This is a genomic window from Leptothrix cholodnii SP-6 (assembly GCF_000019785.1).
In the GTDB taxonomy this organism is placed as follows: Bacteria; Pseudomonadota; Gammaproteobacteria; order Burkholderiales; family Burkholderiaceae_C; genus Sphaerotilus; species Sphaerotilus cholodnii.
In genome coordinates this window covers 2,684,239-2,702,832 of record NC_010524.1, presented here as the reverse complement: position 1 = coordinate 2,702,832, position 18,594 = coordinate 2,684,239, and the positions used below count along the sequence as shown (strand labels likewise).

The 18,594-nt window shown below is 72.1% G+C and carries 10 protein-coding genes; 4 read left to right on the top strand and 6 right to left on the bottom strand.

The features are described 5' to 3' along the window. Window positions 1–7: 7 nt before the first annotated feature. Window positions 8–2,548, bottom strand: a complete 2,541-nt coding sequence (locus tag LCHO_RS22225) for a response regulator (protein ID WP_012347501.1) — start codon at window positions 2,546–2,548, stop codon at window positions 8–10. 200 nt (window positions 2,549–2,748) lie between these two features. Here LCHO_RS22225 and LCHO_RS12380 point away from each other — a divergent pair, with 200 nt between their 5' ends. Next, on the top strand, window positions 2,749–4,065 hold the full coding sequence (locus LCHO_RS12380) for a PQQ-dependent sugar dehydrogenase (protein ID WP_012347500.1): 1,317 nt from the start codon (window positions 2,749–2,751) through the stop codon (window positions 4,063–4,065). Here LCHO_RS12380 and LCHO_RS12375 read toward each other — a convergent pair. Then, window positions 3,966–4,844 (bottom strand): hypothetical protein, encoded by an 879-nt coding sequence (locus LCHO_RS12375; RefSeq protein WP_012347499.1) that lies wholly within the window; start codon window positions 4,842–4,844, stop codon window positions 3,966–3,968. The two genes, LCHO_RS12380 and LCHO_RS12375, sit on opposite strands and share 100 nt — an antisense overlap. A gap of 136 nt (window positions 4,845–4,980) precedes the next feature. Between LCHO_RS12375 and LCHO_RS12370 the strand changes: the two genes are divergently transcribed. After that, entirely contained in the window at window positions 4,981–5,958 is a 978-nt protein-coding gene (locus tag LCHO_RS12370; RefSeq protein ID WP_012347498.1) for a sugar kinase, read from the top strand. A gap of 47 nt (window positions 5,959–6,005) precedes the next feature. On the opposite strand, the gene LCHO_RS12365 is transcribed toward LCHO_RS12370, so the two are convergent. Continuing rightward, window positions 6,006–6,731, bottom strand: a complete 726-nt coding sequence (locus tag LCHO_RS12365) for a response regulator (RefSeq protein ID WP_012347497.1) — start codon at window positions 6,729–6,731, stop codon at window positions 6,006–6,008. Beyond that, window positions 6,728–8,146, bottom strand: a complete 1,419-nt coding sequence (gene baeS, locus LCHO_RS12360; protein WP_012347496.1) for a sensor histidine kinase efflux regulator BaeS — start codon at window positions 8,144–8,146, stop codon at window positions 6,728–6,730. Before baeS ends, LCHO_RS12365 begins: the two co-directional genes overlap by 4 nt. A gap of 152 nt (window positions 8,147–8,298) precedes the next feature. On the opposite strand from baeS, the gene LCHO_RS12355 reads away from it, so the two are divergent. Together LCHO_RS12355 and LCHO_RS12350 are read left to right on the top strand one after the other, a co-directional pair. Further along, entirely contained in the window at window positions 8,299–9,639 is a 1,341-nt protein-coding gene (locus LCHO_RS12355; protein WP_012347495.1) for a ferredoxin reductase family protein, read from the top strand. 280 nt (window positions 9,640–9,919) lie between these two features. Continuing rightward, window positions 9,920–10,999 carry a cobalamin-dependent protein gene (locus tag LCHO_RS12350; RefSeq protein ID WP_190274802.1) on the top strand — a complete coding sequence of 360 codons (1,080 nt, stop codon included), beginning with the start codon at window positions 9,920–9,922 and terminating at the stop codon, window positions 10,997–10,999. Between the two features lie 45 nt (window positions 11,000–11,044). Here the strand turns inward: LCHO_RS12350 and pbpC are convergent, their stop codons facing one another. Together pbpC and LCHO_RS12340 are read right to left on the bottom strand one after the other, a co-directional pair. After that, window positions 11,045–13,444 carry a penicillin-binding protein 1C gene (gene pbpC, locus LCHO_RS12345; protein ID WP_012347493.1) on the bottom strand — a complete coding sequence of 800 codons (2,400 nt, stop codon included), beginning with the start codon at window positions 13,442–13,444 and terminating at the stop codon, window positions 11,045–11,047. Continuing rightward, window positions 13,441–18,534: an alpha-2-macroglobulin family protein gene (locus tag LCHO_RS12340; RefSeq protein WP_012347492.1), complete on the bottom strand. Its 5,094-nt coding sequence runs from the start codon at window positions 18,532–18,534 to the stop codon at window positions 13,441–13,443. Before LCHO_RS12340 ends, pbpC begins: the two co-directional genes overlap by 4 nt. Between the last annotated feature and the right edge of the window lie 60 nt (window positions 18,535–18,594).

The window sequence follows — 18,594 nt, the reverse complement described above, 5'->3', positions numbered from 1 at the left end:
CGGCGCCTCAACGGTCCAGGCAGCTCAGGACGATGCGGTAGAGCCGTTCGGGGTCGATCGGCTTGGGAATGAACGCATTCATGCCGGCATTCAAGCACTCGGTCTCGTCTTCTGCAAATGCATTGGCGGTCATCGCGATGATCGGCAGGTGGGCGCGGTCGGGCATCTGGCGGATGCGCCGCGTCGTGGTCAGGCCGTCCATGCCGGGCATCTGGATGTCCATGATGACGAGATCGACCGGGTGGCGCTGCAGCCGCTCGAGTGCCTCCATGCCGTTGCTGGCGAGCGTGACGTCGAACCCCGCGTCCTCGAGGATCTCCGCCGCGACCTCGCGGTTGATCGGCTCGTCGTCGACCAGCAGGACGGCGGTGCGTGCGTGCCGCTCGATCAGCAGTTCCAGCGACGGCCGCCGGTCCCGGGCATCGGCGGCCACGGCGGCGGCCGGTGCCTTGGCGAGGCGGGCGGTGAACCAGAAGGTGCTGCCGACGCCCGGCAGGCTCGTCGCGCCCGAGTCGCCGCCCATCTGGCGCGCCACCATGCGGGTGATGGCCAGGCCCAGGCCGGTGCCGCCGTACTGGCGCGTGTGGGAGTTGTCGGCCTGCTCGAAGGCCTTGAACAGGCGCGGCATGGCGTCCGGTGAAATGCCGATGCCGGTGTCCTGCACCTCGAAGCGGATCAGCGCGCTGGCCGCGTCCTCGTCGACCGGGTCGACGCGGATGAGCACGGCGCCCGAGCCCGTGAACTTGATGGCGTTGGACACGTAGTTCAGCAGCGCCTGCCGCAGCCGCGTCGGGTCGCCGACCCACGCATCCGTGCGCAGCGCCAGTTCGCAGCGCAGGGTGATGTGCTTGTCGGTGGCCTGCTGGCGCTGCAGGTCGATCACCTCGTGCACCAGCGAGGTCACGCTGACCGGCTCGCTGGCCAGGTGCAAGGCGCCCGCATCGATCTTCGAGAGTTCGAGGATCGAGTTGATGACCGAGAGCAGATGCGCGCTCGCACGTTCGAGCGAGTCCATCTGCCGGGTCTGCTTTTCCGACAGCCCCTGGCGGCGGATCAGGTGCGCCATGCCGCCGATCGCGTTGAGCGGCGTGCGGATCTCGTGGCTCATGTTGGCCAGGAACTGCGCCTTGACCTGCGCCAGCCGCTCGGCCTCGTTGCGCGCGTTGACGAGCTCGACGGTGCGCGCGGCGACCTGTTCCTCGAGGCGATCGCGGTGCTGCGTGAGCTCGGCCTGCATCGCCTTGCGCTGCGTGATGTCGATCACCGACGCGATGGTCTGCCGCATCTCCCCCGTCGTGAGCGGCGCCAGGCCGATCTCGACCGGGAACAGCGAGCCGTCCTTGCGACAGGCAAAGAGCTCGATGCCCTGTCCCATCGTGCGCGTCGATCCGTTGCTCATGAAGCCGCTGCGGTGGGTGGCGTGGCGGTCACGCACACGCTCGGGCACGAGCCGATCGACCGCCAAGCCGCTCATCCCCCCGGCGTCATAGCCGAACAGGGCCTCGGCACGGGTGTTGGCGCGCGCGATGGTTCCGTCGGCTTCGACCACGACCATGGCGCTGGGCGTGCTTTCGATGATGCGGTTGGCGCGCGACTCGCTTTCGTTCAAGGCCCGGTTCAGGTCGACGTAGACCTGCTTGCCCGCCTCGGCTTCGTCGACCGCCCGCATGCTGCGCCTGAGCATGACCGCCGTCGACAGGCCCAGGGCCAGCGTCAGCAGCGTGCCGAACGCCGCGGCGCCGTAGATGGCGCGGTCGCGCTCGCGCGTTCTGGCCAGCACGTCGCTCATCGCGGACGACACCACCGAGACCAGCGGGTAGTTGTTCAGGCGTCGATAGCTGGTCGCGCGCAGCGCGCCGTCGATGCGCCCGATGGCGACGTAGTTGCCCACGCGGGCCGTGCGCAGCGACTCGAACACCTGCGAGCCGCTGGCGTCGTCGCCGAAGCTGACGGCGTTGCCGCTGCGCCGGGCCCGCACGATGCCGTCGAGCCCGATCAGCGCGGTGGCGCCGCCGGGCCCCTGCGAGACCTGTTCATGCAGCGTCGCCAGGAAGGCCGGATCCATCGCGACGAACATCACCCCGCCGAATCCGCCACCCGGTGTCTCGATGCGCCGGGTCAGCGCCACGACCCAGCGCCCGGTCATCCGCCCGAGGATCGGCTGGCCGATCAGCAGCCTGTCGGCCGGGTCCTTGACGTGCTCGCGAAAGTAGCCGCGGTCCGAGAAGTTCTGCGTCAGGTCCGGGGCGTTGGAGGCCAGCACCTCGCCATCGGCGCCGATCACCGAAAACACCGTGTAGTAGCGCGCGTCCAGGCCCGATGCCGCCAGCAGCGGCCGCAGGTCGCGCGGCACGCCACCGTGCAGGTGCAGGTGGCGCACGGTGCGCAGGGCGTTGTCGAACACGTCGATGGATCGCATCGTGCGTTCTTCGTGGGCCAGCGCCAGGTCGTTGTTCTTGGCCAGCTCGGCCGACAGCGCCTGGTCGTGTTCGAAGTCCACCCGCTCGTAGGCCGCGATCCAGATCACGCCCACGAGCAGCAGCGTCATGACCCAGGTGACGCCCAAGGCGCGCCAGCCCCGGGAGGTGCCGATCGGCGGTGAATTCGTTTTGTCGTCGTCTGCCACAGATGCTGTCAATTTGCCGCCGGTACCGTGGATTTTCTCAGACACGCGAACCCCGGCCGTTCGTTTCGTTATCGATTGCGGAGACCTGCGTACCATGCGCACCACTTGAAAGGGGGGATGCCATGAACGAGTCCGGAGTTCTCGCGCAGGTTTTTGCACGCGTGGTCGCCCGCGTGGGCGACGCGGCGATCCTGTGGCGGCGCCTGCAGGGCGGCGCGCAGGCGCAGGCGCTCGGCAGCACGCCGACGATTCCCGCGGCCCGGCCGCAAGGCCGGCTGCCCACGCTGAAGATGCCGACCGCCAGGGGCTGGGCGCCGGGGCACAAGCCGGTGGCCGCGCCGGGTCTGCGGGTCGACGCCTACGCCAGCGGCCTCGATCACCCGCGCTGGATGCTGGTGCTGCCCAACGGCGATGTCACCGTGGCCGAGGCCTGTTTCCTGCCCGGCACCGTCAACTCGCTGTTCGACTACGCGATGCTCAGCACGATGAAACGTGCGGCCGCCACCGGCATCAGCCCGAACCGCATCACGCTGCTGCGCGACGCCGATGGCGACGGCGTGGCCGAAACCCGCACGACCTTCCTCGAAGGCCTGAGCCAGCCCTTCGGCATGGCGCTGCTGGGCGAGACCTTCTACGTCGGCAACACCGACGCGCTGCTGGCTTTCCCGTACACGAGCGGCGCCACCCGCATCACCGCGCCGGCCCGCCAGCTGGCGGCGTTCAAGCCCGGCGGGCACTGGACCCGCAGCCTGCTGCCGAGCGCGGACGGCAGCAAGCTGTTCGTCGGCGTCGGCTCGCTCAGCAACATCGCCGAGAGCGGCTTCGAGGTCGAGCAGGGCCGCGCCTGCATCCACGAGGTCGACCTGGCCAGCGGCAGCAGCCGGATCTTTGCCGGCGGCCTGCGCAACCCGGTGGGCCTGGCCTGGCAGCCGCAGACCGGCGAGCTCTGGACGGTCGTCAACGAGCGCGACGGCCTGGGCGACGAGACGCCGCCCGACTACCTGACCTCGGTGCGCGACGGCGGCTTCTACGGCTGGCCCTACAGCTACTGGGGGCCGACGGTGGACGACCGGGTGCCGCAGGATCCGGCGGCCGTCGCCCGCGCCATCGCGCCCGATTACGCGCTGGGCGGGCACACCGCCTCGCTGGGCCTGTGCTGGCTGCCGGCCGGCACGCTGCCGGGCTTCCCGGACGGCATGGTCATCGGCCAGCACGGTTCGTGGAACCGCAGCACGCTGAGCGGCTACAAGGTGGTCTTCGTGCCCTTCGTCGACGGTCGCCCGGCCGGGCCGCCGCGCGACATCCTGTCGGGCTTTCTGGCGCCCGACGAGAGCCAGTCCTACGGCCGCCCGGTCGGCGTCGTGATCGGGCCCGACGCGGCCTCGCTGCTGGTGGCCGACGACGTGGGCAACGTCATCTGGCGCGTGACGTCGGCGTAGGGCAGCAGCGCCTTGGCGGCTTCGATGCGCAGCGCCAGCGGCACGGACGCGTCGTTCATGACCGCCAGCAGGAAGCTGCCGGGCTCCGGATACCGGGTCGAGCCGATCGCCGAGCCGGGCGTCGGGCAGCTGTCGCTGGTGGCCGCCGCAGGCTTGTCTGTCGACGGGCTGGCCGTCGATGGCGCCGCCGGTTCGAGCTGCGCGAGCGCGGCCGCCAGTTGCGGCGGCCTGATGCTCGCCAGCCGGCCCAGCAGGTTGGCCTGGCCCTCGTCACCCGGCGGCAGGTCGAGCCAGGGTGTCTCGGCAAAGATGGGCGCCAGGTCCGGGGCGACGAAGGCCGACCAGTCGCCGGTCGATTCGTTCCGGGCTGGCACCTTCGGGGCATGCGGCTGCGCTGCTGTCGATGACGCGTCCGGCGCCGGCATCAGGGCGATGCGCTGCGCGGCCACGTCCGGCAGATAACGGCTGCGCAACGCCACCAGGAAGGCATGGGCTTGCGCCGCGTCCAGCGGCTCGCCGAGCGAGAACCAGAGCTGCAGCCCGTCCGTCCCCGAGACCGCGATGGCCGGCGCCGGCAGGCCCAGGTCGGCCTGCACGCCACGCCACACCTCGCCGAGCCGATCCCAGTCGGCCGGACGGGCCAGCTCCAGCACCAGGGCGCGGACCCGGCCCTGCGCGTCGATCAGGCCCTCCGGGTCGCCGTCCGCCCCGGCCGCACCGGCCGCACCGGCCGGATGGGGGTGGTAGAGGCGGCGGAACTCGGTCTGCAAGCGGTTCATGGCGACGGGCGGCGATCAGGGGAGGGTGCGACTCTACTGGACGCGTCCTGCCGCCCGGTGCCCTTGACGCGCAGCAGCCCGCTCGAAGACCATCGTTTCCTGACCGGCGCCATCTTTGAACGACGAGGCTGATCCCATGACCCCCACGCAGCACATCCGCCACTGGCGCAACCGCTCGGTGCTGGGCATCGGCGAGGCGATGGTCGAGTTCGCCCCGACCGGTGGCGACACCTATCGCCGCGGCTTTGCCGGCGACACCCTCAACACCTGCTGGCACATGGCGCAGATCCTCGGCGCGCACGCGTCGGTGGGCTATTTCACGAAGGTCGGCAACGACGCCTTCTCCGACCAGCTGGTGGCCTTCATCGAGGCCAGCCGGATGGACGCGCAGCGCATCGCCAGAGACCCGCAGCGCACCCTCGGGCTCTACGTCATCAGCCTGGCCGGGGCCGAGCGCAGCTTCACCTATTGGCGCGAGACCTCGGCCGCGCGACGCCTGGCCGACGACCTCGCCGTTCTGGCCGATGCGACGCGCGACTGCGGCCTGATCCACGTCTCGGGCATCACGCTGGCCGTCATCGGCGAGACCGGGCGCCGGCACCTGTTCCAGGCGCTGGCACAGGCCCGCAGCGCCGGCGCGGGGGTGTCGTTCGACCCCAACGTGCGCCTGCGGCTCTGGCGCGACGTGGCGGAACTGCGCGCGGCCACGCAGGCCATGCTGGCGGTCACCGACATCGCGCTGCCGAGCTTCGACGACGAGGCGCAGGTCTGGGGCGATGCGGATCCGCAGGCGACGCTGGCCCGCTTCGAGGCCGCCGGCGTGGCCGAGATCGTGGTCAAGAACGGCGCGCAGGATGTGGCGTATTCGGTGGCCGGCCGCCGCGGTCATCTGCCGACGCCCGACGTGACGGACATCCGCGACACCACCGGCGCCGGTGACTCGTTCAACGCGGGCTACCTCGCCGGCCGGCTGGTGGGCATGGACCCGCTGGTCTCATGCCGGCTCGGCCAGCAGGTCGCCGGCGTGGTCATCGGTCACCACGGCGCCCTGGCGCCCGAGGGGGCGCTGACGGAAGTCCGGCAATGGATCGATCGACACGTCATCAAGCCGTGACGTGAGCCTGCCGCGGGCCCGTTGCCACAGGACGTGCGCAAGGCGTTCTACGGCGAGCTCGACCAGGCACGCGTGTCGTCACCCAGCTCGAACCGGTAACCCACGCCGTAGATCGAGCGGATCGGCTCCAGCCCCGGGCACGCCTGCTCCAGCTTGCGGCGCAGGTTCTTGACGTGGCTGTCGATGGTGCGGTCGCTCAGCGCGCGGGTGTCGTCGTGCAGCTTGTCGAGCAGCTGGTCGCGCGAGAAGACCCGGCCGGGTGCGGCGGCCAGCGCCTTCAGCAGCCGAAACTCGACCGGCGTCAGGTCGAGCTCGTGGCCGTCGAGCAGGGCGCGGTGGCGCTCCTCGTCGATCACCAGCGGGCTCGATGGCGCGGCGACCAAGTCGGTCGGCACGCGCTTGTGCCGGCGCAACACGGCCTTGACACGCGCCACCACCTCGCGCGGGCTGAAGGGCTTGCAGATGTAGTCGTCGGCGCCGGCTTCGAGGCCGATCAGGCGGTCGACCTCCTCGACCCGCGCCGTCAGCATGATGACCGGCACCTCGCTGAACCGCCGCAGCTCCTGGCAGAGGCTCAGGCCGTCGCGGCCGGGCAGCATCAGGTCGAGCACGATCAGGTCGGGCGCGTGCTGGCGCACGGCCGGCAGCACGTCGAGGCCGTGGTCGACGATGCGGGTGGTGTAGCCGGCGGCGACCAGGTAGTCGCTGACCAGCCGGGCCAGGCGGGGCTCGTCTTCGACCACCAGCACATGGTCGGGGCGGGGGGCGTTCATGCGGGGTTCTCCGTCACGGCCTGCAGCAGCGGCAGCCGGATCTCGATGCGCACGCCGCCCAGCGGCGAGGCGTGCGCGGTGATGTCGCCGCCGTGGGCCTGCACGATGCTGCGGCAGATCGCCAGCCCCAGACCGCTGCCACCACCGGCGCGGCCGCGCGACGCTTCGACCCGGAAGAAGCGCTCGAACAGCCGCGGCAGCTGCTCGGTCGGCACGCCCGGCGCCGAGTCTTCGATGTCGATCACCGCCCACGTGCCTTGGGCTCGCAGCCGAACCTGCAAGCTGCCGCCCGGATCGGTGTAGCGCACCGCGTTGTCGAGCAGGTTGTGCAGCAGCTGGCGCAGGCGGTCGGCGTCGGCCTGCACGGTGACGGCTTCTGTGCCCGTGTCGACCTCCAGGCGCAGCCGGCGCTCGGCGCAGCGGGTGCCGAACTGTGCCGCCTCGCGGGCCAGCAGCGGCGCCAGGTCGAGGTCGGTCTTGCGGTAGCGCAGCGCGCCGACGTCGGCCAGCGCCAGCTCGTGCAGGTCGTTGACCAGCTGGGTGAGCGTCTGCACCTCGCCGTGCAGCACGCCCAGGTTCTGTGGCGTGAGCGGGTGGATGCCGTCCTCCATCGCCTCGATCTCGCCGCGCAGCACCGACAGCGGCGTGCGCAGCTCGTGCGAGATGTCGGCCATGTAGTCGCGCCGCATGCGTTCGTTGCGCTCGAGCGTGAGGGCGAGCTGGTTGAAATCCTGCGCCAGCTGGCCGACCTCGTCCTTGCTGCGGATCGACACCCGGGTGTCGTGGTGTCCGGCCGCCAGGCGATGGGTGGCCGCGGCGACCTCGCGCACCGGCGCGAGCAGGGCGCGCGCCACCCACCAGGCGATCAGCGTGGCCAGCACCAGTGCCAGCGCGCCCATCGCCAGGATGGCACGCAGCTGGCTGTCGAGGAACCGCAGCGTCGCGGCATCGGTGACCGACTGGATCGGCGCCAGCGCGATCCAGCCGACGCTGCGGCCGTCGACGGTGATCTCGCGCTGCTCGGAGTCGGCGTAGAGGTTGGGGTAGCCGATGACGCGCTGGCGCTGCGCATCGAGCAGCGTCAGCCGCCGGCCCAGGCCGAGCAGGTGCGGCGCCAGCAGGTCGGGGTCGGCGTCCCACGGGCCGCTGAGGTCGGTGCCGGCCTCGGCCTCGATCAGCCGGAACCAGGCGCCGGGCTTGCCGTGCAGGAAGGCCCAGCTGCCGCCGCGCTCGCCGTAGGCCTGCTGCAGGCGCGGGATCGCGGCCTCCATGCGCTGCACCGCCTGCTCGTTGAGGTAGCCGATGAAGCCGCGGCTGAAGCTCAGCTGCGCCGCCGCGCCCATCGCCACGGCGACCAGCGTGGCGACGGCCAGCACGGCCAGGAAGAGTTGGATGGTGATGCCGGGGCGTTTCATGTCTGGCGTGCGGTTCGGGCCGATTGGCGCATCGGCGACCGGTTCTGGCAAGGCTCGGCTGGCGGGCGAGGGGCTTCCATTTTTCCTGCACATTCGCGCGCCAATCTTGTGCCCATCCCAAGACGGCCGGCCGAGCACAGGCCAGGACTGACATGCAGACCTACCGAGTCAAACAAGCTTTCATCGCGGCCCTGGTGCTGCTCACGGGCCTGTGGCTGCTGGCCGAGCCGCAGCTGCCGCAGCCGCTGACCTACTTCGGCTTTCGCGCCGTGTTCATGCAGTACAGCGGCGTGATCGCGATCGGCGTGATGAGCCTGTCGATGCTGCTGGCGCTGCGCCCCGTGTGGCTGGAGCCGCACCTCGACGGCCTCGACAAGATGTACCGCCTGCACAAGTGGCTGGGCATCACCGCCTTGGTGGTGAGCGTGCTGCACTGGTGGCTGGGCCGGGGCACCAAGTGGATGGTCGGCTGGGGCTGGCTGGTCCGCCCGGCCCGCGGCCCGCGCCCGACCGGCGACAAGGGCCTGATCGAAGGCCTGCTCGGCAGCCAGCGCGGCCTGGCCGAGACGGTCGGCGAGTGGGCCTTCTACGCCGCCGCGCTGCTGCTGGTGCTGGCCCTGATCAAGCGTTTTCCGTACCGGCTGTTTGCCAAGACGCACACGTGGCTGGCCGCCATCTACCTGGCGCTGGTCTTCCATTCGGTGGTGCTGGTCAAGTTCGCCTACTGGGGCCAGCCGGTCGGTTGGGTGCTCGCGCCGCTGATGGCCGCCGGCAGCGTGGCCGCGGTGCGGGTCCTGCTCGGCCGTGTCGGCGCGCGCCGCAAGGTCCAGGGCACGATCACGGCGCTGCGGCCCTACCCCGAGCTGGACGTGCTCGAGTCCCGCGTCACGCTGGCCGACGGCTGGCCCGGCCACGCCGCCGGCCAGTTCGCCTTCGTGACCACCGACCCGAAGGAAGGCGCGCACCCGTACACCATCGCCTCGGCCTGGGACGCGCAGACGCGCCAGATCACCTTCATCACCAAGGCCCTGGGCGACCACACCCGGCGCCTGCCCGAGTACCTGACGGTGGGCATGCCGGTGACGGTGGAGGGCCCTTACGGCCGCTTCGATTTCGAGGACGGCAAGCGCCGCCAGATCTGGGTCGGCGCGGGCATCGGCATCACGCCCTTCATCGCGCGCATGCAGCAGCTCGCGGGCACGCCGGGGGCGGCGCAGATCGACCTGTTCCACCCGACCGCGGTCAGCGACCCGGTCGCACTGGAGAGGCTGACCGCCGACGCCGCAGCAGCCGGCGTGCGCCTGCACGTGCTGGTCGACGCCGAACACGGCCGGCTCGACGGCACCCGCATCCGCGCCCTGGTGCCCGACTGGCGCGACGCCAGCCTGTGGTTCTGCGGCCCGGTCGGCTTCGGCCAGGCGCTGATGCGCGACTTCGGCGCGCGTGGCCTGCCGCGCACCGCCTTCCATCAGGAGCTGTTCCACATGCGCTGAATCCGCCGCGCATCGAGGTTTCCCGGGCGCCGCAACGACCGCCGCCGGGTTGACGCTGGCGCAAGCGCGCGGTCCTTTCAAGGTGGCGTCGACGACTGCGTCGTGGTTTTCGCGCGATCATCGCCCCTGTGTCAGGGCGGGTCGAAGCCCGCCGAGGGGTCGAATGCATGGATGGCGGTGCCAGCGCGAACAAGCCAGTGACGGAGTCGATGCCGGGTCCACGATGGCCGGGGCCGGGGCGGTGTTGCGCGAATTCGAGCCGTGTGCGGACGAGGCAGCGATGAACGACACGCTCGTCCTGTCTGCCGGCCACCAGCTGCGCGACCAGGCCGGCGCACTGGCCGACGCGGTGGTCGTGTGCGAGTTCGCCCGCTATCCCCGCTTGCGCGCGCGTTACGGCGCCGCCGGCCGCGCCAAGGCGCGCCGGGACGCGGGCTACCATTTCGCGTATCTCGCCGATGCCGTCGACGCCGGCAGCCCGGCGCTCTTCAACGACTACATCGGCTGGGTCAAGGTGCTGCTGGCGCAGCGCAACGTGCGCAGCGAGGACCTCGATCACCACCTCGCCTGCATGGCCGACGTGTTGCGCGAGCAGATGCCGCCCCCGGTGGCCGACCCCGCCATCGCGATGATCGACGGCGCGCGCGCCGCGCTGCCGACCCTGCCGAGCACCAGCGCCAGCTTCATCGACCCCGGCGAGCGCCTGGCACCGCTGGCGCGCGAGTACGTTCACACGCTGCTGGGCGGCTACCGCAAGGCAGCGGGCCGGCTGGTGTTCGACGCCGCCGAACGCGGCGAGTCCGTCCGAGATCTGTACCTGCAGGTCTTCCAGCCGGCGCTGCGGGAGGTCGGCCTGCTGTGGCAGATGAAGAAGATCAGCGTCGCGCAGGAGCATTTCTGCAGTGCCGCTACCCAGGTCGTGATGTCGCAGCTGCTGCCGCGGGCAATCACCGACACGCGCGGCGGGCACCGCGTCGTGGTCGTCTGCATCAGCGGCGATCTGCACGAGGTCGGCGCGCGCATGGTGGGCGATTTCTTCGAGATGGCCGGCTGGGACGCCTATTACTGCGGCGCCAGCACGCCGCACGACGCCGTCGTGCAGGCGCTGGCCGAGCGTGCGGCCGACGTGCTGGCCGTCTCGGCGACGATGGGCTGCCACCTGCACGGGGTGAAGGAGCTGATCGAGCGTGTCCGCGCCGATCCGCGCTGTGCCCGGGTGCGTGTCATGGTCGGCGGCCCGCCGTTCACCGTCGACCCGGCGCTGTGCCGCGCGGTCGGGGCGGATGGCACCGCGTCCGATGCCGAGGCGGCGGTGGCGCTCGCCGGCCACTGGCTGGCACAGTCCGCACCCGCGCCTTGACCGTCGGTGGCGACGGGCTCACCCGCTCGACCCGCTCGCCAGGGTTCAGCGCACGCTGAAGCGCACCCGCTCGAAACGGCCTTGCGGATCGATCGCCGTCAGCGCGTGTTCGCCGGTCCGACCGAGCGTCAGGCGCAGGCCCTCGCCGTGGGGCTCGGTGCTGCCGACCAGCCGGCCGTCGAGCAGCCAGTCGACCCGCTCGCGCGAGCCCACCACCTGCACCCGCACGACGGCCGCCGGGCTGCCCGGCGCCGGGCGGATCACGCTGCCGTGTTCGATGCCGGTGATGCGCAGCGCGCGGCTCGGGCCACGCGCCGCACAGTCGGCGGCCCAGGGGATGCGCTCGGCCTCGCTGCGCAGGCTGCGTTCGATCCACGGCTCCAGCAGCGTCGGCCAGCGGACGTATTCGAGCGGCACCCAGCGGGTGGCGGCGGGCGTCGACATCGGCGTCGGCGTGTGCCTCGGTGCGCGTGTTTCGCAGCCGGGACGCAGGCGCCGGGTGTGGCGAGCGTCGACCCACGCGGTCTCGATCAGGCCGCCGCTGCGCACGCGGTCGGGCAGCGTCGGCGGCGCGGTGCCGTCGAGCGTCCAGGCGGCGCGGCGCACGCGGCACTGGTCCGGCGGCGTCGCCTCGGCGGCCAGGCCGAGCGGCCAGCAGATGTCGAGCGCGCGCACGCCGGCGGGCACGCTGCGCGGCCCGGTGGTGGTGGCGCCCGGTGCACCGAGCGCGGCCAGCAGATCCTTGACCAGCGGCGCCGCCGTGTTGGCGCCGAAGTGGCCGGGGTTGGGCGTGCCGTCGGGCCGGCCGACCCAGATGCCGACCGTGTAGCGGTCGGTCACGCCGACCGCCCAGGCGTCGCGGAAACCGAAGCTGGTGCCGGTCTTCCAGGCCACGCGGGCCGACGACTCGCGAAACGGTGCATCCGGGCGACCGCCGTTTTCGAGGATCTCGCGCACGATGAAGGCGGCGCCCGCGCTCATCAGCCGGGTCTCGATCAACGGCGCCTCGGGCGTCAGCCGCGGCAGCCCGGCCACGCCGTCGCGTGCCAGCGCGGTGTAGGCGCCGACCAGTTCCTCGAGCGTGGTGCCGCCGCCGCCGAGGATCAGGCTCAGGTTGGGCGCACCGCCCGCGGGCCAACGCAGGCGCAGCCCGGCATTGCGCAGCTGCGCGGCAAGACGCGCCGGGCCGATGCGCTCCAGCAGGTCGACCGCCGGCACGTTGAGCGAGCGCTGCAGCGCGTCGCTGACGCTCACCGGCCCGCTGAACGCCGCCTCGAAATTGCCCGGCGCGTAGCCGCCGAAGCTCTGCGGCGCGTCGATCAGCAGGCTCTCGGAATGCACCAGCCCGTCGTCGAGCGCCATCGCGTACAGAAACGGCTTGAGCGTCGAGCCGGGCGAGCGCACCGCGCGCACCATGTCGACGTGGGCCGCGCGGCTGTTGTCGGTGAAATCGGCCGAGCCGGCGTAGCCGCGCACCGCCAGCGTGTCGTTCTCGACCACCAGCGCGGCAATCGACACCGGGTCGGGCAGGCTGCCGAGGCGGTCGAGCAGCACCTGCTCCAGGCGCAGCTGCACGCCGGCGTCGAGCGTGCTGGCAATGATCGGCGCGGCGGCGTCGCCGGTTCTGCTCGATCGCAGCGCCGCCTGGCGCAGGCGCTCGGCGGCCAGCGGCGCCAGCCAGCGGGCGCGCAGCGGTGGGGCGAACACGCGCTCGAGCCGTGCATCGGCCACCGTGGCCGCGTCCCAGATGCCCAGCGTGCGCATGCGCTGCAGCACCTTGTCGCGCGCCGCCTGGGCCGCACCGGCGGCGCGGTCGGGCCGCAGCCGCGACGGGGCTTGCGGCAGCGCCACCAGCAGCGCCGCCTCGGCGTGGCTGAGCGTGCGCGCCGGCTTGCCGAGGTAGGCGCGCGCGGCCATCTCGACGCCCTCGATCTGGCCGCCCATCGGTGCGTGATTCAGGTAGAGCGTCAGGATCTGCGCCTTGCTCAGGTGCGCCTCGAGCTGCAGCGCCCGGGCGATCTGGCGCAGCTTGGCGGCCAGGCTGCGTGGTGCCGATGGCGACGGGTCGAGCAGGCGCGCCACCTGCATCGTCAACGTCGATCCGCCCGAGACGATGCGGCCTTGCCGCGCCCATTGCCAGGCCGCGCGCAGCAGGGCGGGCGGGTTGACGCCCGGGTGCCAGTCGAACCAGCGGTCCTCGTAATGGCGCAGCGCTTCGAGGTACAGCGGCGACACCGCATCGGGCGTGATCGGCTGGCGCAGGCTGCCGTCGGCGCCGGGCCAGGTGCGCAGCGGCGTGCCGTCGTGGGCCAGCACGACCCGCGTGCCGTCGCTGACCGCGCCCAGGCGCGCCTGGGCCGGCAGCGGAAAGGCCCGGTCGAGCCCGAACAGCAGCGCGGCCAGCGCCAGCAGGGCCACGGCGCCGCGCTGCGCCACGCGTTTCATGGGCTGCGCGCGTCGACCACCACGATGTCCGGCTCGGTGCGGCCGATGCCGCGCACGTCCGGCCGGTACATGTCTTCGACGAACGGTGCGGGCACGACGTAGCGGCCCGGCGTGACCACGCGCACGAGGTAGAAGACGTCGAGCCGGCGGCCGTCGAGGTCGGCGGCCAGCACGAAGCGGTCGTCGCGGTATTCGCTGTGCTTGATGCGCGCGTCGGCCATCGCGCCGGCGATCGGGATGTTCTCGACCGTGAACTCGCCCGCCTGCGCGCCCTGGCTCAGGTTCAGGTTCTCGACCTCCAGGCCGGCGGGGTTGCGGTCGACGATCAGGCCGTCCTTGATGCGCTGCCGGGCGTTGACGCGCAGCCGCACGATCAGCATGTCGCCGGTCTTGAACTGCCGGCCCGCGACCGGCGCGCCGGCGGTGGTCCACCAGCTGCGTTCGATGGCGATGCGCTCCTCGCGCGCCGGCAGCGGCTTGACCGGATAGCCCTGCACCGCCAGCTCGACGAACAGCGGCTGCGTGCCGCGGTTGCCGACGCTGATGCCGCGCTTGAGCGTGGCGGCGTCGACGCTGCGCTGCTCGTTCGACCTGGCGCTCAGGTTCTCGCTTTGCGCGCCGGTCTGCAGCGCGGCGCTCCAGGGTTGCTCGGTGTCGCCACCGGCCGCGCGCGCGGCCAGGAACAGCGCCAGCCGCTCCTGTGTCGACAGGTACTGGCGGCGCGTGAACTCGCCGGCCAGGTCGAGCAGCAGGTTCTCGCGCCTGGCGTGCACGATCTTGTGGCGCTGCAGCAGCGCGTAGGCCAGCGCCGGGTCGCGCACCTGCGAGCCGTAGTCGCCCAGCCACTCGCCCCAGCCGTGCCGGTCGTCGGCCGGCCCGATGCCGTAGGGGCGCTGCAGCGCGTCGTCGATCGCCACCTTGGCGCGCGCCTCGTCGCCCATCAGCTTGAGCGCCAGCGCCAGGTGCACCAGCGGCAGCGGCGAGCGGGCGTTGGCGCGGTGGCTGTCGTGCAGCGTGCGCAGGGTGGCGAGCGGCGCCTTCTGCTCGCGCGCCAGGATGTAGCCGATGTGCGCGGCCTCGGCAAAACGCTGGTGCGCCATGCGCAGCAGTTCGACCTCGCGGAAGTCGCTGACCCGACCCGCCGCGCCGCGGCGCAGCTCGGCGGGCGGCTGGATCTGCAGGCCGGGGGCGCGCTGGAACTGCTCCAGCAGCGCGGCCATCGCGCGTCTTTCGAGCGCATCGGGCACCGCGAAACCGGCCTCGCGGGCGTCCTGCAGGAAGCCGCCGACGTAGGCGCTCAGCCAGGCCTCGTAGGGGCTGCTGGCGTTCCACAGGCCGAAGCCGCCTTGCGGCTGCTGCATGCCGGCCAGGCGGCCGAACGCCACGTCGAGCCGTTTGGCGCGCTCCTCGCGCGAGATCGGCGTCATGCGCATCGCCGTGGCCGCCGCCTCGTCGATGAACACCAGCGGGTAGGCGCTGCTGGTGGTCTGCTCCAGGCAGCCGTAGGGGTACATCAGCAGGCCTTGGACGGCGTCGCGCACGTCGATCGGCGGCTTGTTCGACAGCGTCACGCCGACCGCGGTCGAACCGGCCCACAGCCCGTCGGCCAGCGTGGCGTCGAGCTTGACCGTGCCCTCGGGCTCGACGCGCAGGCGGCGCACTTCGCGCACCAGCGGCGTCGCCGGCTGCACCTGCAGCGCCGCCTCGCGCACCAGCCGGATCGCGCCGGCGGTGACCGTGAGCTTGATCGGCGCCAGGCCGTAGGCGTCGGTCGCCTCGGCCGTGTAGCGCAGCACCGTGCGCTGCTGGTCGGCCAGCTTGACCGGGGCGCTGCTGCCCGTGATCTTGAGCGGCGCGCCGGCCTCGACCTTGACGCTGACCTCCTGCGCGCTGCCCGACAGGTTGGTGACGTCGAGCGCGATGGTGGCGCTGTCGCCCGGCGCGATGAAACGCGGCATCGCCAGCTCGGCCACGATCGGCGCGGCCACCGTCATCTCGGCGTCTGCTTTTGCGTAGCTGTCGGCCGTGCTCGCCACCGCCATCAGGCGCAGCGTGCCGTTGAAGTCGGGCAAGGCGAGCGGGATGGTCGCCTCGCCGTTGGCATCGAGCACCACCGGCCCGCTGAACAGGTCGACCAGCCGCACCTTGCGCGGCAGGCTCTGCGTGTCGCGCTGGCCGGCGTCGCCGCCGAAACGCTGCCTGGCGGCGCTGCCGTCCATCTTCTCGATCAGCTTGCCGTAGAGGTCGATGACGTCGGCGTCGTAGCGGTGCTTGCCGAAGAAGAAACCGAGCGGGTCGGGGCTCGCATGGCGCGTGATGTTGAGGATGCCCACGTCGACCGCCGACAGCGTCACGATCGCCCCGGCGCCGCTCACCGGCTTGCCGCCGGCGTCGCGCAGCCTGATCTTCACCGGCACCTTCTGCTCGGGCACGGCCTTGGCCGGCGCGGTCATCGCCAGCTGCAGCTTGCGCGCCTCGCGCGACAGCGGCAGGTGGACCAGGCCGAGCGCGCGCGACGGCGTCACGCGGTCGCCCTGGCTGCCGGCGCGGAAGGCGACCACGCCGATGTAGAGGTCGTGGCGCTGCCAGCTCGGGTCGACCGGAATCGTGATCTGCGTGCCGCCGGTGCGCACGCCGACGCGCTTCTGGTACAGCACGCGGTCGCCCTCGACCGTCACCAGCGCCTCGCCGTCGTGCGGCGGCGTGATCGTCAGTTTGGCCGTGTCGCCGCCCTTGAACGGCGCGCCTTCGAGCTTGAGCTGCACGCGGTCCGGGCGGTTGCCGACGTCGTCGGCGTCCTGCGCGCCCCAGCCGGCGTAGAAGCGGTAGCGCGCGGTCAGCTGCGTCGCCGGGTCGTGCAGCTCCAGCCGGTAGCGGCCGTAGCCGACCGGCAGCGCGATCTTGCTGCGCGCGGCCAGCGCCACGCTGCGCGCCTCGGTGATCTCTTCTTCGACGTTGAAGCCGCTGTTCCAGCCGCGACTGTCGTCGTAGCGCCAGTACCAGCGGCGCTCCTCGCGCACCAGCTGGATGCGGATTTCCTTGGCCGCCGAGAACTTGCCGCTGCTGTCGACCCGCGCCAGCTCGAATTCGGCCAGCCCGCCTTCCTGCACCACGTCGCGGTCGAACAGCGGGCGCACGCCCACCAGCACCGGCGCCGGCCACCAGCTGCGTTCGATCGAACGCACGACCGGCCGCCCGCCCGATTCGAGCAGGCTGAAGCTGGCGCGCAGCTTCATCGGCGACTTGCGCTGCGCCACGTCGACCGGCACCGCGACCTCGGCGTGGCCGGCGTCGTCGAGTTCGGCCTCGGGCAGGTCCTGGCGCTTTTTCGCGCTGTCGTCCTCGACGTCGCCGAAGATGAATCCCGGCCAGGCCTTGGGCAGCGCGAGGCGTTCGCGCTCGGTGGCGACGCTGCCGAGCAGCCGGTTGCCCGCGGCCGGCGCGCCGTAGAGGTAGTTGCCCTCGACGCCGACCGACAGCGTGGCGGCGCCGCCCTGCAGCGGCGCTTCGGGCGCCTTCAGGTCGAGCTTCATGCGCTCGGGCAGGAACTCCTCGACCTGGAAGCTCCATTGCGCGTCGGCCCGCCTGGCGGCCGGGTCGGTGCGCGCTTCGAGCAGCCAGCGGCCGGTCGGCGCATCGGCCGGCAGCGTGACGGCGTGCTGGTAGTAGGCGGTGCCGGCGGTCTGCGGGAGCACGATGCGGGTCGACTCGGTCTGGCCGTCGGGCTTCTTCAGCACCAGCGTCAGCGGCAGCGCGGTGGCGCCGGCGGGTGCCGGCAGCGGCTTGCCGTCGGCGTCACGCGCCAGCACCGACACGGTGAACGGCTCGCCCGGCCGGTACAGGTCGCGGCCGGCGTAGATGAACAGCTTCTGGTTGCGCGACGGGTTGCCGCCGACGTCGAACTCCGACAGGTCGAGCGCCGGGTCGCGCAGCGCGATCACCGACATCTCCTGGCCGCGCCGCGCCATCACGGCGCGCGCCGGGTCGGTGGCGCCGTCGAACACCGCGTGGCCGGCGCCGTCGGTGCGCGCCTGCGCCAGCGCCTTGCCGGTGGCGTCGAGCAGCGAGACCTCGATGCCGTCCAGCGCCGTGCCCGTTTTCAGCGAGGTCGCGAACACGTCGGTCTGCGCGGCGTGGCGGCGCAGGTGCAGGCCGATGTCGGTGACGTAGAAGTAGGTCACCTGGTAGTCCCAGCCGAAGCGCCCCGGCGGGTTCATCACCGCGATGTAGACGCCGGGCTCCTGCAGTTCCTTGATCTTCTCGACCGGCAGGAAGCTGACGTTGCGGCGGTTGGTGCGCTCGTCGGTGGCGAAGCGGCCGAGGTAGACGCTGGTGGACTGCTCGCGCAACTGGTCGAGCTGCCAGCCCGAGACGGTGCCCTTGAGGCGGCGTTCGTTGCTCAGGTAGTCGTAGCCGCCGTCGGACTCTTCGTCGCTGCCGTCGCCTTGTGTCGCGCGGCGCTCGGGCGGGCGCCCGCCGACCTGTTCGAGAAAGCCGGGCAGGGCGCTGGCGCCCACGCGCAGGAACTGCACGTCGACCTCGGGCGTGTTGACCGTCACCACCGGCAGGCCGCCGTTCTGGCCCGCCGGCAGCACGACGCCGCGGCTGGCGAAGTAGAACGCCACCGGCATCGCCTCGCTGGCGGCCGTGCAGGTCTGCGCCGTGGCGAGCGTGCCGCCGTCGCCCGCGGCCTTCAGGTCGGCGGCCAGCTCGATGCGGAAGGTGTGCTCGGGCTTGACGTACGGCAGGTAGAGCACGCGCGGGTTGTCGCCCAGCACCCAGCGCGCGGGCACCGGCTCGGTGGCCTGCGTGGCCTGGGCCGAGTCGCCCGTGCCGACACTTTCGTGGGCCTTGAGCAGCTTGCCCCAGTCCTGCGAACGCGCCAGCGGCTGGGTGAACATCACCGCGATCGCCGGTGCGCCGTCGAACAGCCGGGCCTTGCAGTCGGCCAGCGCGAAGGGTTGCGCGCTGCCGACCTCGACCCGGCTCGGCAGCGTATCCTGCCGGCCGGACGACCAGGCCCACCAGGCCAGGACCGCCACCAGCACGACGATGACTGCGGCGATCGCGGCTTTGATCCGTTGGGGCATGGCGGGCGTTCCGTGTGAGGGGTGCGCGGGAGTCTAGGGCAGGCTCGCCGCCCGACGCCC

Coding starts and splice junctions, on each gene's coding strand:
- LCHO_RS12380 (WP_012347500.1), top strand. CDS start 2,749: ATGAACGAGTCCGGAGTTCTCGCGCAGGTTTTTGCACGCGTGGTCGCC.
- LCHO_RS12340 (WP_012347492.1), bottom strand. CDS start 18,534: ATGCCCCAACGGATCAAAGCCGCGATCGCCGCAGTCATCGTCGTGCTG.
- baeS (WP_012347496.1), bottom strand. CDS start 8,146: ATGAAACGCCCCGGCATCACCATCCAACTCTTCCTGGCCGTGCTGGCC.
- pbpC (WP_012347493.1), bottom strand. CDS start 13,444: ATGAAACGCGTGGCGCAGCGCGGCGCCGTGGCCCTGCTGGCGCTGGCC.
- LCHO_RS12365 (WP_012347497.1), bottom strand. CDS start 6,731: ATGAACGCCCCCCGCCCCGACCATGTGCTGGTGGTCGAAGACGAGCCC.
- LCHO_RS12350 (WP_190274802.1), top strand. CDS start 9,920: ATGAACGACACGCTCGTCCTGTCTGCCGGCCACCAGCTGCGCGACCAG.
- LCHO_RS22225 (WP_012347501.1), bottom strand. CDS start 2,548: ATGACGCTGCTGCTCGTGGGCGTGATCTGGATCGCGGCCTACGAGCGG.
- LCHO_RS12375 (WP_012347499.1), bottom strand. CDS start 4,844: ATGAACCGCTTGCAGACCGAGTTCCGCCGCCTCTACCACCCCCATCCG.
- LCHO_RS12355 (WP_012347495.1), top strand. CDS start 8,299: ATGCAGACCTACCGAGTCAAACAAGCTTTCATCGCGGCCCTGGTGCTG.
- LCHO_RS12370 (WP_012347498.1), top strand. CDS start 4,981: ATGACCCCCACGCAGCACATCCGCCACTGGCGCAACCGCTCGGTGCTG.